At 69.4% G+C, this 14,859-nt stretch carries 7 protein-coding genes and 1 pseudogene; 1 reads left to right on the forward strand and 7 read right to left on the reverse strand.

Annotated elements, in window-relative coordinates:
- Nucleotides 1-25 precede the first annotated feature (25 nt).
- The 5 genes from gyrA to ligA form a co-directional block, all read right to left on the reverse strand.
- The gene (gyrA, locus tag KHF85_RS11135) at nt 26-2,866 is read right to left on the reverse strand and encodes a DNA gyrase subunit A (protein WP_284566736.1); all 2,841 of its coding nucleotides are present in this window, start codon (nt 2,864-2,866) and stop codon (nt 26-28) included.
- Nucleotides 2,867-3,077: 211 nt separating this feature from the next.
- On the reverse strand, nt 3,078-4,148 hold the full coding sequence (gene mtnA / locus KHF85_RS11140) for an S-methyl-5-thioribose-1-phosphate isomerase (RefSeq protein ID WP_284566737.1): 1,071 nt from the start codon (nt 4,146-4,148) through the stop codon (nt 3,078-3,080).
- Nucleotides 4,149-4,268: 120 nt separating this feature from the next.
- Nucleotides 4,269-4,976: a DUF3011 domain-containing protein gene (locus tag KHF85_RS11145; RefSeq protein ID WP_053840634.1), complete on the reverse strand. Its 708-nt coding sequence runs from the start codon at nt 4,974-4,976 to the stop codon at nt 4,269-4,271.
- Nucleotides 4,977-5,117: 141 nt separating this feature from the next.
- Complete coding sequence (gene epmA, locus KHF85_RS11150) at nt 5,118-6,077, reverse strand: EF-P lysine aminoacylase EpmA (RefSeq protein WP_237651714.1); 960 nt, start codon at nt 6,075-6,077, stop codon at nt 5,118-5,120.
- 40 nt (nt 6,078-6,117) lie between these two features.
- Complete coding sequence (ligA, locus tag KHF85_RS11155; protein WP_284566738.1) at nt 6,118-8,634, reverse strand: NAD-dependent DNA ligase LigA; 2,517 nt, start codon at nt 8,632-8,634, stop codon at nt 6,118-6,120.
- Between the two features lie 236 nt (nt 8,635-8,870).
- Between ligA and KHF85_RS11160 the strand changes: the two are divergent.
- Nucleotides 8,871-9,995, forward strand: a pseudogene (locus KHF85_RS11160) (pyridoxal phosphate-dependent aminotransferase).
- 369 nt (nt 9,996-10,364) lie between these two features.
- Here the strand turns inward: KHF85_RS11160 and zipA are convergent.
- The gene (zipA, locus tag KHF85_RS11165; RefSeq protein ID WP_003473330.1) at nt 10,365-11,102 is read right to left on the reverse strand and encodes a cell division protein ZipA; all 738 of its coding nucleotides are present in this window, start codon (nt 11,100-11,102) and stop codon (nt 10,365-10,367) included.
- Nucleotides 11,103-11,161: 59 nt separating this feature from the next.
- Entirely contained in the window at nt 11,162-14,665 is a 3,504-nt protein-coding gene (smc, locus tag KHF85_RS11170) for a chromosome segregation protein SMC (protein ID WP_284566739.1), read from the reverse strand.
- Nucleotides 14,666-14,859: the final 194 nt, after the last annotated feature.

Here is a 14,859-nt window from a genome sequence, read left to right on the forward strand (position 1 = left end):
TCGTCTACCGCTCTCGCTCGCGCGATCAGCTTTCCGGCGGCAACTCGCTGACGGCCTCGACGCTGCCATCTTCGCCCACGATCGACTCGGCCGGATCTTCCTCGACCAGCGACCCGTCCAGACGCTCCACCGCCTGCAACTTCTCGCCCTTGGACAGGCGGATCAGGGTCACGCCCTGGGTGTTGCGGCCGACGCGGGAGATCTCCGAGGCGCGGGTGCGGACCAGGGTGCCGCCATCGGAGATCAACAGCACCTCGTCCTTGGTGCTCAGCAGCACCGCGCCGACCAGCTTGCCGTTGCGCCCGCTGGTCTGGATGCCGATCACGCCCTGCGTGCCGCGGCCCTTGCGCGGGTACTCGGCCAGCGGGGTGCGCTTGCCGTAGCCGTTCTCGGTGGCGGTGAGGATGTAGGCATCGGGCTCGTCGCCGTTGCGCACCACGCCCTCGGCATCGGCGTCGGCGTCCACCTCCAGCGCCGACTCCACGTCCTCGGCATCCTCGTCCTGGCCCTCGGCCGGCTCGGCCACGATCAGGCTGACCACGTACTCGCTCCTGGCCAGACGGATGCCGCGTACGCCGCGGCTGCTGCGGCCGGTCGGCTTGACCCCGCCACGGCTCTTGCGGCGCGGGCTGCGCGCGTCGTCGCCGTCTTCGACCGCCTCGGCCAGCACCACGTCGTCGTCGCCGTTGTCCTCGCCCGCCCCCTCGTCGATGGCGCCGTCCTCGGCTTCATCGTCCTTGGGCCGTTCCGAGAAACGCACGGTCTTGCCGTTGGACGCGAACAGCAGCACGTCGCGCTCGCCATCGGTCAGCGCCACGCCGACCAGGGCGTCGCCCTCGTCGAGGTTGATCGCGACCTTGCCGCGCTTGAGCTGGAACGCGAACTCGCTGAGCGGGGTCTTCTTGACCATGCCGTTGCGGGTGGCGAAGAACACGTAGCGGCCGTCGGCGTACTCGCGCACCGGCAGCACCGCCTGCACGCGCTCGCCGTTCTCCAGCGGGATCCAGTTGATGATCGGGCGGCCGCGCGCATTCGGGCCGGCCTCCGGCAGCTGGTACACCGGCAGCCAGAACACCTTGCCGCTGCTGGTGAAGGTCAGCAGCGTGTCGTGGGTGTTGACCAGCCACAGCTGGTCGATGAAATCCTCTTCCTTGGTCGCCGCCGCACTGCGGCCGCGGCCGCCGCGGCGCTGCGCACGGTAGGCGCTGACCGGCTGGCGCTTGGCGTAGCCGGCATGCGACAGCGTCACCACCACGTCTTCCGGCGCGATCAGGTCGAGGATGTCGAGGTCTTCCTCGCTGTGGCGGATCTCGGTGCGGCGCGCATCGCCGTATTCCTCGCGGATGCTGAGCAGTTCCTCGCGGATCAGCTGCAGCAGCACGTCGGGGTTTTCCAGGATCCGGATCAGTCCGGCGATCGCGTCCAGCAGTTGCTTGTATTCCTCGGTCAGGCGCTCCTGCTCCAGCCCGGTCAGGCGGTGCAGGCGCATTTCCAGGATCTGCGTGGCCTGCACTTCGGTCAGCTGGTAGCCGTCGGCGAGCAGGCCGACCCCGGCCGGCAGGTCTTCCGGCTGCGAGGCATCGGCGCCGGCGGCGCCGAGCAGCGCGCCGACCAGGCCCGCGTCCCAGCGCTTGGCCAGCATGCGCTCGCGCGCTTCGGTCGGGTTGGCCGAGGTCTTGATCAGCTCGATCATCTCGTCGATGTTGGCGAGCGCGACGGTCAGGCCTTCGAGGATGTGCGCGCGCGCGCGCGCCTTGCGCAGCTCGAAGATGGTGCGGCGGGTGACCACTTCGCGGCGGTGGCGGACGAACGCCTCCAGCATCTGCTTGAGGTTCATCAGCTGCGGGCGGCCATCGACCAGCGCCACCATGTTGATGCCGAACACCGACTCCATCTGGGTCTGCTGGTACAGGTTGTTCAGCACCACATCGGCGGCTTCGCCGCGCTTGATCTCGATGTAGATGCGCATGCCGTCCTTGTCGGACTCGTCGCGCAGTTCGCTGATGCCTTCGAGCTTCTTTTCCTTGACCAGCTCGGCGATCTTCTCGATCAGCCGCGCCTTGTTGACCTGGTACGGGATCTCGTTGACCACGATCGCTTCGCGGCCGTTGTCCTGGATCTCGATCTCGGCCTTGGCGCGCATGCGCACGCGGCCGCGGCCGGTGCGGTAGCCGGCGACGATGCCGCTGGTGCCGTTGACGATGCCAGCGGTGGGGAAATCCGGGCCGGGGATGTATTCCATCAGCCCGTCGACATCGATCTGCGGATTGTCGATCAGCGCGATGCAGGCGTTGATCGTCTCGGTCAGGTTGTGCGGCGGGATGTTGGTCGCCATGCCCACCGCGATGCCGGCCGAACCGTTGACCAGCAGGTTCGGGAACCGGGTCGGCATGACCGTCGGCTCCAGTTCCTTCTCGTCGTAGTTGGGCTGGAAATCGACGGTTTCCTTGTCGATGTCGGCCATCAGCTCGTGGGTGAGCCGCGACATGCGCGCCTCGGTGTAGCGCATCGCCGCCGCGGAGTCGCCGTCGACCGAGCCGAAGTTGCCCTGCCCGTCCACCAGCAGATAGCGCAGCGAGAACGGCTGCGCCATGCGCACCAGGGTGTCGTACACCGACTGGTCGCCATGCGGGTGGTACTTGCCGATGACGTCGCCGACGATACGCGCCGACTTGTAATAGGGCTTGTTGCTGTGCGCGCCCAGCTCGTTCATCGCGAACAACACGCGGCGATGCACTGGCTTGAGGCCGTCGCGCGCATCCGGGAGGGCACGCCCCACGATCACGCTCATCGCGTAATCGAGGTAGCTCTTGCGCATCTCGTCTTCCAGGTTGACCTGGATGATTTCCTTGGCGGATTCTGCCATTCGGGTTCCGTAAGTCTGGTGGCTAATCGACCAGGACGCCGGCCCGCGGCAAGCGGGCCTGCCGGCACCGAAAATCTACGGCGCGCAGCGGTCGATCGAACCGCCGGATTCTATCATGACAGGCGTGCGAATGCCCGGTTTTTGCCGGCCCGAACAAGCACTTGCGTGAATTTGCGGGGCCGTGCTGGGCGTTCGGCGCGGTTGCCGCGGCTCAGCCGCCGAACGCGGCGCGGGCGCGCATGCGCTCGGGATCCGGCCGCTCGATCACCCCGCGCTCGGTGACGATGGCATCGATCAACGCGGCCGGGGTCACGTCGAACACCGGGTTCCATGCAGCGATGCCCTCGGCCACGGTGCGCACCCCGCCCACCCCGAACAGCTCGCCCGGGTCGCGCTGCTCGATCTCGATCTGCGCGCCGTCGTCGGTGTCCATGTCCACCGTGGACCACGGCGCCACCACCATGAACCTGACCCCGTGGTGGCGCGCGGCGATCGCCAGCTGGTAGGTGCCGATCTTGTTGGCGGTGTCGCCATTGGCGCAGATGCGGTCGGCGCCGACGATCACCCACTGCACCGCCCCGGTCTTCATCAGGTGCGCGGCGGCCGAATCGGCGATCAGGGTCGCGTCGATGCCGTCCTGCTGCAGTTCCCACACGGTCAGCCGCGCGCCCTGCAGCCACGGCCGGGTCTCGCCGGCGAACACCTTGGCGATGCGGCCCTGGGCCATGCCGGCGCGGATCACGCCCAGCGCGGTGCCGAAGCCGGCGGTGGCCAACGAGCCGGTATTGCAGTGAGTCAGCACGCCGCTGCCGGGCGCGATCAGGGCCGCGCCGAGCGCGCCCATGTGGCGGTTGGCGGCCAGGTCTTGCTCGGCGATGGCCTGCGCCTGTCGCGCGATCGCCGCGCGCCAGTCGGCGCCGGCCGCCGCCAGCGTGTTGCGCATGCGCATCAGCGCCCAGGCCAGGTTGACCGCGGTCGGCCGCGCCGCATTGAGCCGCTGCAGCGCAGGTTCCAGCCTGGCCAGCGCCTGTGCGCCGTCGTCGGCCTGGATCGCGCGCGCGGCCAGCACCACGCCCCAGCCGGCGGCGATGCCGATCGCCGGCGCACCGCGCACCGCCAGGGTGTGGATCGCATCGGCGACCTGGTCGCTGTCGGTGCATTGCAGGTGTTCGACCACGAACGGCAGCTTGCGCTGGTCCAGCAGCTCCAGCGCCTCGCCGGTCCACAGGATCGGGCGGATGTGGTCGTAGCGGGCGTAATCGATATCGAGGGCGGCGTTCATCGGCCTATTGTAAACGGCGCGGGATTCTTGAGGATGACCAGCCATCCGGCGGTGGGAAAGCGCGGATGCGCCAATGCGACGGCGGCGGCGCCATGGAACGCCCGGACCTGCAGACCGCGCTCAGTTGACGCTGAATTCCGCGCGGCAGCCCTTGTCCACCCAGATGCCGTCGCGGTCCCAGCCCCAGCTGTCGTCCTGTACGCAGGCGGTGCCGGACAGCTGCCGGCGCAACTGCACGCCGTTGTGGACGCTGACCCCGCAGCGCCGCAGCGAACGGCCCTTGGACTCGCACAGCACCGGGCGCGCGCCGACCGGAAAGCCGGACCCGTCGCTGGCGCCGATCTCGAACTCGCCGCGGCAGCCGCGCGACACCCAGATCTCGTTGCGGCGCACGCCCCAGCTGCGTTCTTCGCGGCACGGCACCGAGGACAGCTGGCGCATCAGCCGCACCGGCGCGCCGCGCAGCATCACCGAGCAGCTTTCGAGCCGGCCGTCGGATTCGCAACGCAACACGCGGCGCATCGCGTTGCGCGAGGGTTCGGGCGGATTGGAACGGAATTCGGCGCGGCAGCCCAGCGTCACCCACACCCCGGTGCTGTCCGAGCCCCATTCGCTGCCGCGGATGCAGTCGTTATCGGACAGTTGCCGGACCAGTTCCACGCCCCGCTCGGTCGGCATCGGACAATGCACCCAGCTCATATCGCGCGATTCGCAGCGCACCACCGCCGCGTCGTAACCGTCCGGCACCTGCGCAAGCGCCTTCGCCGGACACGCGGAAACCGCCAATCCCAACCACCACCAGCCACCGAGCCGATACGACCACTTCATGCTTGGCTCTGCCTCTGTGCGTAGAACCTGAACAACGGAAGACGACACCATCGACATGTCGCGCCGAGCGCATGCTGGGCTGGATCAAACCATCATCGATGTCGACAAAGCAAGAAGATGCTACACGAACGCGGTGCAGGTTCAGGCTCGCGCGAAATCGTAGGCGAGCACATCGCCAATCGAAGCGGTGCGGCGCATCGCCATCAGCAGGCGATCCACGCCGACGGCGACGCCGGCGCAATCGGGCAGCGCCGGCAAGGCCTGCAGCAAATGCTCGTCCAGCGGCGGCAGCAGCGCGCCGCGCTCGCGGCGCAGCGCGTGATCGTGCAGGAAGCGGCGGCGCTGTTCGGCGGCATCGTTGAGTTCGTGGTAACCGTTGGCCAGTTCGTAGCCGCCCAGGTACAGTTCGAAGCGCTCGGCCATGGGCGGGTGCTCGTCGCGGATGCGCGCCAGCGCGCACTGCGTGGCCGGCCAGTCGTGGACCACGGTGATGCGGTCGGCCGGGAATGCCGGTTGCAGGCGATGGGTCATCAGCAAGTCGAGCCAGTCGTCGCGGGTCAGCCCCGCCGCGTCGATATGCACGTCGCGCAACGGCTGTTGCAGCGCGTGCAGCGGCGCCAGCAACGGATCCAGGCGCAGCATATCCAGGAACAATTGCCGATAGGTGACCACGTGCAACGTGGCCGTGCGCGCGACCAGCGCCAGCGCCTCGCGCACCAGCGCCACGGTCTCGTCCACCAGTTGCAGATGATTCCAGCCGACCCGGTACCACTCGAGCATGGTGAACTCGGGATTGTGGCGGCCGCCGGCCTCGCCGTTGCGGAACACCCGGCCCAGTTCGTAGCAGTCGCCGACGCCGGCGGCCAGCAGCCGTTTCAGCGGATATTCGGGCGAGGTGCGCAGCCAGCGCAGCGCCGGGCCGGCATCGACGTGGCCGCTGAAACGGGTCTGGAAACTGTCGATGTTGGGTTCGGTGTTGCCGGCCGCCGACAGCATCGGCGTCTCTACCTCGAGCACGTCGCGCGCGGCGAAGAAGGCGCGGATACGCGCGTTGAGGGCGGCGCGCAGGCGCAGCGCGGCGATGTCCACGGCGTGGCTCATCGCGGCGATCCGCCGGACCAGCGCGATGCAGGCAGGCGGTTCATGCCTGCCCCTCGTGCTCGCCGAGCAAGGCCAGCAACTGCGCCTCGTCCCACACCGCAACGCCCAGCTCCTGCGCTTTGTCCAGCTTGGAACCGGCCTCGGCGCCTGCGACGACGACGCTGGTCTTCTTCGACACGCTGCCGGCGACCTTCGCACCCAGCGCCTCCAACCGCGCCTTGGCCGCGTCGCGGCTGAGCTGCTGCAAGGTCCCGGTCAGCACCACGGTCTGCCCGTCCAGCGGCGCGGCGCGGCGCGCGGCCTGCGCCGGCGCCGCGTCGAGCAGGCACCGCATCGCCGCGTCGGCCTGGCGCAAGGCCTGCACGTTCGCGTCATCGGCCAGATAGGCGGCCAGGTTGGTCGCGCCGGCCGCCGACAGCCCGGCGCCGGTCCAGCCGCTTTCGTTGGCGCGCAGCAGCGCATCGAGCGTGCCGTAGGTCGCGGCCAGCCGTTGCGCGCTCTTGCCGCCGAGCTTGTCCACCGGCAGCGTGGTCAGCAGATGCGCCAGGTCGAGGCGTTCGCGCAGTTCTGCTGGCGGCGCGCCCTCGTCGGCGAAGCGGATGCCGGCCTTGACCAGCGCATCGACTACTGCGGCGTTGCCGGGTTGTTCGAAGAACGTGGCGATCGAACGCGCGACCTCGCCGCCGATGTCGGGCAGCGCCTGCAGCAGCACCGCCGGCGTGCTGCGCACGAAGTGCAGCGATCCCAGCCAGTGCGCGAGCGCCTTGGCCGTGGTCTCGCCCAGGTGCGGAATGCCGAGCGCGAACAGGAACCGAGGCAACGTAGTATTGCGGCTTGCGGCGATGCCGGCGACCAGGTTCTCGGCCCATTTCGTCGCCAGCTTGCCGCCCAGATCCACCGCCAGATGCGCGCGCAGGAAGTCGGCGCGCTTCCAGTCCGGGGATTCCTGCGCCAGCAGCGCCTGCCCTTGCGCATCGAGCGTCAGCGCGCCCTTGCTGTCGTTCACGGCCTGCACCAGATCGGCCGCGGTCGCCGCGTCCAGCGCCGCCTTCATCCGCACCAGGTCTTGCACGCTCAGCGCGTACAGATCGGCCAGCGAATCCACGAAACCGAATTCGACCAGGGCATCGACCTGGCGATCGCCCAGGCCTTCGATGTCCATGGCCCGGCGCGAGGCGAAGTGGCGCACGGCCTCCTTGCGCTGCGCTGCGCAGGCCAGCCCGCCGCTGCAGCGCCAGGCCACCGCGTCCTCTTCGCGCACGATGTGCGAACCGCACACCGGACACGCGGCCGGCATCGTCCACGGCAACGTGCCGGCGGGACGGCGCGCTTCGATGACCCGCACCACCTCGGGAATCACATCGCCGGCGCGGCGCACGATGACGGTATCGCCTTCGCGCACGTCCAGCCGCGCGATCTGGTCGGCGTTGTGCAAGGTCGCGTTGGTGACGGTGACGCCGGCGACCTGCACCGGCTCCAGCCGCGCCACGGGCGTGACCGCGCCGGTGCGGCCGATCTGCACTTCGATCGCGCGCAGCACGGTGGACTGCTCCTGCGCCGGGAACTTGTGCGCCAGCGCCCAGCGCGGCGCGCGCGAGACGAAGCCCATCGCCGCCTGCTGGTCGTAGTCGTCGAGCTTGTAGACCACGCCGTCGATGTCGTACGGCAGCGTGTCGCGCCTGGCGCCGATATGGCGGAAATACGCGATCAGGCCGTCGAAGCCGGTTGCCGTGGCCGCCTCGGGCGCCACCGGGAAACCATAGCGGCGCAGCAGCGCCAGGGTCTGCGAATGGGTCTCGGGCAGTTCCAGGCCACGCACCTCGCCGACCGAATAGGCGAAGAACGCCAGCGGCCGCCGCCGGGTGACCGCCGGATCGAGCTGGCGCAGCGAACCGGCGGCGCCGTTGCGCGGGTTGGCGAGCAGTTTCTCGTTGCGTTCCAGCGCCCGGGCGTTCCAGGCGGCGAAGGCGGCGCGCGGCATGTAGATCTCGCCGCGCACCTCGAGCACCGTAGGAAACGGCGTGCCCAGGTCGCGCAGCTTCAACGGCACCGAGCGCACCTGGCGCAGGTTGGCGGTGACGTCCTCGCCGGTGCTGCCGTCGCCGCGGGTGGCGCCCTGCACGAACACGCCGTCCTCGTAGCGCAGGCTGATCGCCAGGCCGTCCAGCTTCGGTTCGACCGAGAACACCGGCGCGGCCAGGTCCAGCGCGCGCTCGATGCGGCGCTCGAAATCGGCGACTTCGGCGAAGCGTTCGCGGTCGTCGGCATCCTCGGCCACGCCCGGCGTCTCGAACGCATTGGCCAGCGACAGCATCGGGATCGCGTGGCGCACTTCCGGGAAACCGCCGTCGGGCCGCGCGCCGACCGTACGGGTCGGCGAGTCGTCGCGCGCCAGCTGCGGGTGCTCGGCTTCCAGTGCCTCCAGCTCGCGCATCAGCGCGTCGTACTCGGCATCGGTGATCAAAGACTCATTTAGCACTTCGTAGTGATGATTTGCGTCTTCGATGCGCTGCCGCAGGTCGGCGGCGCGCTGCTGGAGATCGGATGGAGCGGGCATGCGGCCGGAGCTTGGTAAAGGAGAGGTGGCGATAGTAACTGGGTGCCTGGCAAGGGGAAATGTGGGGGGGCGGGCTTCGGGACCGGGGACCCGGAAAAGCGCAACGTCGCGATCGGAAGCTCTACCGACTTCCGTTCTTCGGGTCCCCGGTCCCCGGCCCCGGCCCCAGCTTGCCCAAACGTTAAGATAACGTTAGCTTTGCCTTCCCCGCTACGACGTTTCGCCTGGAGAGTGCCGTGTCGCTACCTGTTTCGCGCCGTTGCTTCCTTTCCCTCGCCACCTCGGGCCTGGCGGTCGGTGCACTGGGCCTGGCGCCCGGCGCGGAGGCGGCAAAGCGCAAGGCGGCGGCCGTCGCAGCGCCCGGGGTGGCGCCGGCCGCCGGTCCGGTGTACCTGAATTTCAACGAATGCCCGCTGGGTCCGGCGCCGGCCGCGCTGGATGCGGCGCAGGCGATCCTGCCGCGCGCCGGCCGCTACCTGTTCGAGCTGCAGAACGACCTGATCGCCCTGTTCGCCGGCGCGCAGCAACTGCCCAGCGACCACGTCGCGGTGTATCCCGGCTCCAGCGACCCGCTCAACCGCGCCGCGCGTGCGTTCACCTCGGCCCGCGCCGGCGTGGTGGTGGCCGATCCGACCTTCGAGGCGGTGGCCGATGTCGCCGCCGCGCACGGCGCGCCGGTGCGGCGGGTGCCGCTGCGCGCCGATGGCGCGCACGACGTCAAGGCGATGGCCAGCGCCGATCCGAACGCCGGGCTGATCTATCTGTGCAATCCGAACAACCCCACCGGCTCGGTCACCGCGCGCGCCGACATCGAATGGCTGCTGGCCAACAAGCCGGCGTCCAGCGTGCTGCTGGTCGACGAGGCCTATATCCACTAAAGCGATCAGCCCTCGGTGATCGACCTGATCGGCCAGCGCCAGGACCTGCTGGTGCTGCGCACCTTCTCCAAGCTGTACGGCATGGCCGGGCTGCGCCTGGGCCTGGCGGTGGCCTCGCCGGGGTTGCTGACCAAGCTGGCGGCGTTCGGCCAGAACCCGGCGGCAGTGACCGCGGTCGCCGCCGGCATCGCCAGCCTGCGCGACGTGCAACTGGTGCCGGTGCGGCGCGCGGACAACGCGCGCATCCGCAACGAGACCATCGCCTGGCTGCAGAGCAAGGGCTACACGTGCCTGCCGTCGCAGGCCAACTGCTTCATGGTCGACGTCAAGCGCGACGGCAAGGCGTTCGCCGCGGCGATGGCCAAGCAGGGGGTGATGATCGGCCGCAGCTGGCCGGTCTGGCCGAAGCTGGTGCGCGTCACCGTCGGCAGCGAGGCGGAAATGCTGCGGTTTCGCGATGCGTTCTTGAAAGCGCGCAAGTAGCGGGACTCGGGACTCGGGACTCGGGACTCGGGACTCGGGACTCGGGACTCGGGACTCGGGACTCGGGACTCGGGACTCGGGACTCGGGACTCGGGACTCGGGACTCGGGACTCGGGACTCGGGACTCGGGACTCGGGACGGCAGGATGATGTCCCGGGGCAAATCGATGTCAAGCGATTTGATGCAAAAAGGGCCGATTTTTTTTAAAAAAAGCGGCTTTTTTTTTTGCAGCTCCGGCGCAGCTGCTTTTTTTGTAGGAGGGGCTTCAGCCCCGACGCCTTACCGGTAACGCGTCGGGGCTGAAGCCCCTCCTACAGAAAAGCAAAAATGCGCCGAACTTGCGAAAATCCCGAGTCCCGAGTCCCGAACCTACCAGCGCGGCGCCTTCGTCAACGGCGGCGCCTGGTGCTGGCGGTCGTAGGCGCGCAGTTCGTCGCGGATGTGCGCGATGCGCTGCCGGCCAAGGGCGTTGCGGCTGTCGTCCAAGACCACGCCGTCCAGCAGTTCGCCCATGCGCTGCACGGTCGGCAGCATCTTCTCCCAGGCGTCGAGCGCGGTCAGCGGCGCCGGCAGGGTCAGGAAGAACGCGATCGCCGGGGTCTCCATCTCGCGGATGTGGGCCATGTCGAAGCTGCCCGGCTTCATGATGCTGGCCATGCTGAAGATCGGGCCGCGCTCCGGATGGCCTTCGATCAGGCGGTGGAACACGTTCATGTGGCCAAACACCAGGCCGGTCTTCTCGGCGGCAACAACGATGTCCTCGCCGCGCAGCACCTGCCCGGCGCGCGCGGCAACGTACAGCGACACGATCTTGTCGAAGTCCTGGCTCGGCCGCTTGCCGAGTTCGGCGGTGGCCGCTTCGGCGGCGGACAGGCCCAGTTCGGGTTGGCCGAGGGCGCCGTCCTGGTCGGGCGCGGCGAGCGCGTCGCCGTCGGCGGCAACCGCGGCATCGCCGAGCGAAGGCTCGCGCCGCGGCGCGGCCGGGTCGGCCGGTTCCACGCGCCGGCCCTGGGTCGGTTTCTTCGGGCGGCCGAACAGGAAGATCGCCGCGATCAGCAACAGACCGGCGGCGAGGATGCCGATGCGCAGCAGTGCCATGTCGGACATTACGGGGGTTACTCCGGCAGGGGTGCGTAGGGGGAAGACAAGGTATTTAGCATGTCACGTCAGGCCGCGCCCGCCAAACGCGCGGCTTCCTCGAGGTCCACGCTGACCAGGCGGCTGACGCCCGGCTCGCGCATGGTGACGCCGCTGAGTTGGTGCGCCGCCTCCATCGTGGCCTTGTTGTGGCTGACGAACAGGAACTGCACTTTCTCGCTCATTTCCTTGACCATCGCCGCCAGGCGGCCGACGTTGGCTTCGTCCAGCGGCGCGTCGACCTCGTCGAGCAGGCAGAACGGCGCCGGGTTGAGCTGGAAGATCGCGAACACCAGCGCCACCGCGGTCATCGCCTTCTCGCCGCCGGACAGCAGCGAGATGCTGGACACGCGCTTGCCGGGCGGGCGCGCCATGATCGCCACGCCGGTGTCGAGCAGGTCTTCGCCGGTCAGTTCCAGATAGGCGTGGCCGCCGCCGAACAGGCGCGGATACAGCGCCTGCACCCCGGCATTGACCCGGTCGAAGGTGTCCTTGAAGCGGCCGCGGGTTTCGCGGTCGATCTTGCGGATCGCGTCCTCCAGGGTTTCCAGCGCGGTGTTCAGGTCGATGTCCTGCGCTTCCAGGTATTCGGCGCGCTGCGCGGCCTCGCCGTATTCGCTGATCGCGGCCAGGTTGACCGGCTCCAGCCGGCGCATGCGCCCGTCGATCTGCTGCACCGCCTGCTCCCACTCGGCCGGATCGGCCTGGTCGGGCAGGCCGTTGATCACGTCCTCGAGCACGAAACCGGCCTTGACCACGGCCGCCGACAGCTGCTCGGCGCTGAGCACCAGCGCCTGCTGGTCGAGGCGGCGCTGGGCGATGCGCTCGCGCTGCGCCAATGCCTGTTCGTCGCGCTGCTGGCGGGTCTGTTCCAGGCCGCGCAATTCGTTGTCGATGCCGTCCAGCAGCGCGCGCGCCTCGCCGAGCGCGCGGTCGGTGCGTACGCGTTCGCTGAGCGCGGCCTGATGCTCGGCTTCCAGCGCATGCACCGGCGAATCGCCTTCGCTCAGCTGCGCGCTGAGTTCGCCCAGGCGCGAATCCAGCTGCCCGCGCTGGTTGCCCATGCGCTCCAGCGCCTGGCTCAGCGAGGCGATCTGGGTGCGTTGCGATTCCAGGGTCAGGGCCAGCGCATGCGAGGCCTCGCGCACCCGGCGCGCGGCATCGCGGGCCAGGTCGCGCGCTTCGGTGAGCTGGCGGCGCTCGCTCTCCAGCATGTGCCGGGTGCTTTCCAGGTCGCCCATGCTGGTGACCGCGTCTTCCAGCTTGGAGCGCGCCTCGCGTGCCTGCTCGCGGCTGCTGTCCAGGGTTTCCAGCAGCTGCGCGATCTCCGTCTCGATGCGCGCGATGCGGGTGCGCGCGGCATCCACCTTGCCCTGCTGGCTCTGCAACTGCCCGGCCAGTTCGGACACGCTGCGGTGCGCCTGGTACAGCTGGCGCTGCGCTTCCTCGCGCTGCTGCTCGGCGGCCAGCGACTGCTCGCGCAGGCTCGCCAGGCGCTGGTCCAGTTCCGCTTCGCGGTCCTGCAGCGCATCGATCTGGCCGCGCAGCGCCTGGATCTCGCGCTCGCGCAGCAAGGCGCCCTGCTTGGCCGCGCCGGAGCGCGACACGCGCAGCCAGCCCTCGCCCAGGCGCGCGCCGTCGCGGGTGATGACCGAGTCGCCCTCGCCCAGCTGCGGCAGCAAGGCGCGTGCGGCGGCGAGGTCCTCGGCCGCGTGCAGCCGCGACAGCAGGCGGCGGATCGCGATCGGGCCCTGCACCTTGGCGGCAAGCGAGGTCGGCGCGAAGTTGCCGGCCTCTTCGTCGCTGCTGACCAGCGCGATGCGGCCTTCGCCGAGTTCGCCCAGCGCATCGACCAGGGTCTGCGGCGCCGCGACCAGCACGCCTTCGATCAATTGCCCGAGCGCGCCTTCGACCGCGTTTTCCCAGCCGCTTTCGACGCTGATGCGCTCGCCCACGCGCGCCGCCGAATCCAGCCCGCGCGCCTTCAACCAGGCCACCGCGGCGCCCTGCTCCTGGCCGAGCGCGGCCTGCTGCAGGGTTTCCAGCGACGACAGCCGGCCGCGCGCGGCCTGCGCCTGCTTGCGCACCTCGGCCAGCTCGGCCTGCGCGCCGCGCTGCTGTTCCTGCAGCGCGGTCAGCGCCTGCTTGCGGGTTTCGACCTGTTCGTTGAGTCCGTCCAGCGCGGCGCGCTGGGTCTCGTGCTGCAGCTCCACCTGTTCGAAGGCGGCGGCCAGCGCGTCCAGGTCCAGCCCGGCGCGCTCGGCGGCCAGCGCTTCGCGGCGGCGCTCGGCTTCCAGCGATTGCCGGTCCAGGTAATCGACGCGGGTCCGCTCCACTTCGCCGGCGCGCGAGGCCTCGGCGGTGTAGCGCTGGTGGGTTTCCCAACGCTGCTGCCAGTCGGCCAGCCTGGCCTCGGCCTCGCGCAGCGCTTCCTGCTTGTAGTCGTTGTCTTCCTGCAACTGCTCCAGCTGCGGCCCGGCGATGTCCACCGACTCGCGCAGCAGCGCCAGCTTGGCCTCGTCGCCGCTGATGTGCTGGCCGAGTTCGGCCAGCGCCAGTTGCGCTTCGTCGCGCGCCTTGTGCAGGCGCTGCGACAGGTCGCGCTGGTGCTGGATCTGCTGCTCGATGCGCGCCAGCGTGCTGCCGACCTGATAGACCTCGGCCTGGGCCTTGCTCAAGGCGTCGGCGGCTTCCTCGCGGCGCACGCGGCCGGTCTCGATCCGCGCCTCGGCGTCGCGCTGTTCGGCGATGAACTGCTGCAGGCGCGTCTCTTCCTGGCCCAGCGCCTCGCGCAGGCCTTGCAGGCGGCCGTCCAGGCCGCGGTATTCCAGCGCCTTCCACTGCGCGTCCTTGACCCGGCGCTCTTCCTGCAGCGCCTGGTACTGCTCGGCCTGGCGCGCCTGGCGCTTGAGGTGCTCGAGCTGCTTGCCGATCTCCTCGCGCAGGTCGCCCAGGCGTTCCAGGTTCTCGCGGGTATGGCGGATGCGGGTCTCGGTCTCCTTGCGCCGCTCCTTGTACTTGGAGATGCCGGCGGCCTCTTCCAGGTAGACGCGCAGGTCTTCCGGGCGCGCCTCGATGATCTGGCTGATCATGCCCTGCTCGATGATCGAGTAGCTGCGCGGGCCCAGGCCGGTGCCCAGGAACAGGTCGGTGATGTCGCGGCGCCGGCACTTGGTGCCGTTGAGGGAGTAGCTGCTGCCGCCGTCGCGGCTGACCTGGCGCTTGACCGAGATCTCGTTGAACGAGGCGTACTCGCCGGAGATAGTATGGTCGGAGTTGTCGAAGATCAGCTCCACCGTGGCCTGCGACACCGGCTTGCGCGCCGAGGAGCCGGAGAAGATCACGTCGGTCAGGGAGTCGCCGCGCAGGCGGCTGGCCGAGCTTTCGCCCATCACCCAGCGCACCGCGTCGATGATGTTCGACTTGCCGCAGCCGTTCGGACCGACGATGCCGGTCATGTTGGTCGGCAGGTGCAGCGTGGTCGGATCGACGAAGGACTTGAAGCCGGACAGCTTGATGGTCGACAGGCGCATGGGGCAGGCAATCCATGGCAGGCGCGGCCGGCATGCCGGCACGCGCTGCCGCTAATGAATATCCAGGTGAAGTCCCGCTCCCAAGCCCTTGATACGACTACGATCGCAGGACAGGAAACAGGCACGAACCGATGAGTATAACGGCAGCCAGCGGGGGCCGGGGCCGGAGGCCGCAAACGAAACGGGCACCTTGC

Source organism: Xanthomonas graminis pv. graminis (assembly GCF_030168915.1).
Taxonomy (GTDB): domain Bacteria; phylum Pseudomonadota; class Gammaproteobacteria; order Xanthomonadales; family Xanthomonadaceae; genus Xanthomonas_A; species Xanthomonas_A translucens.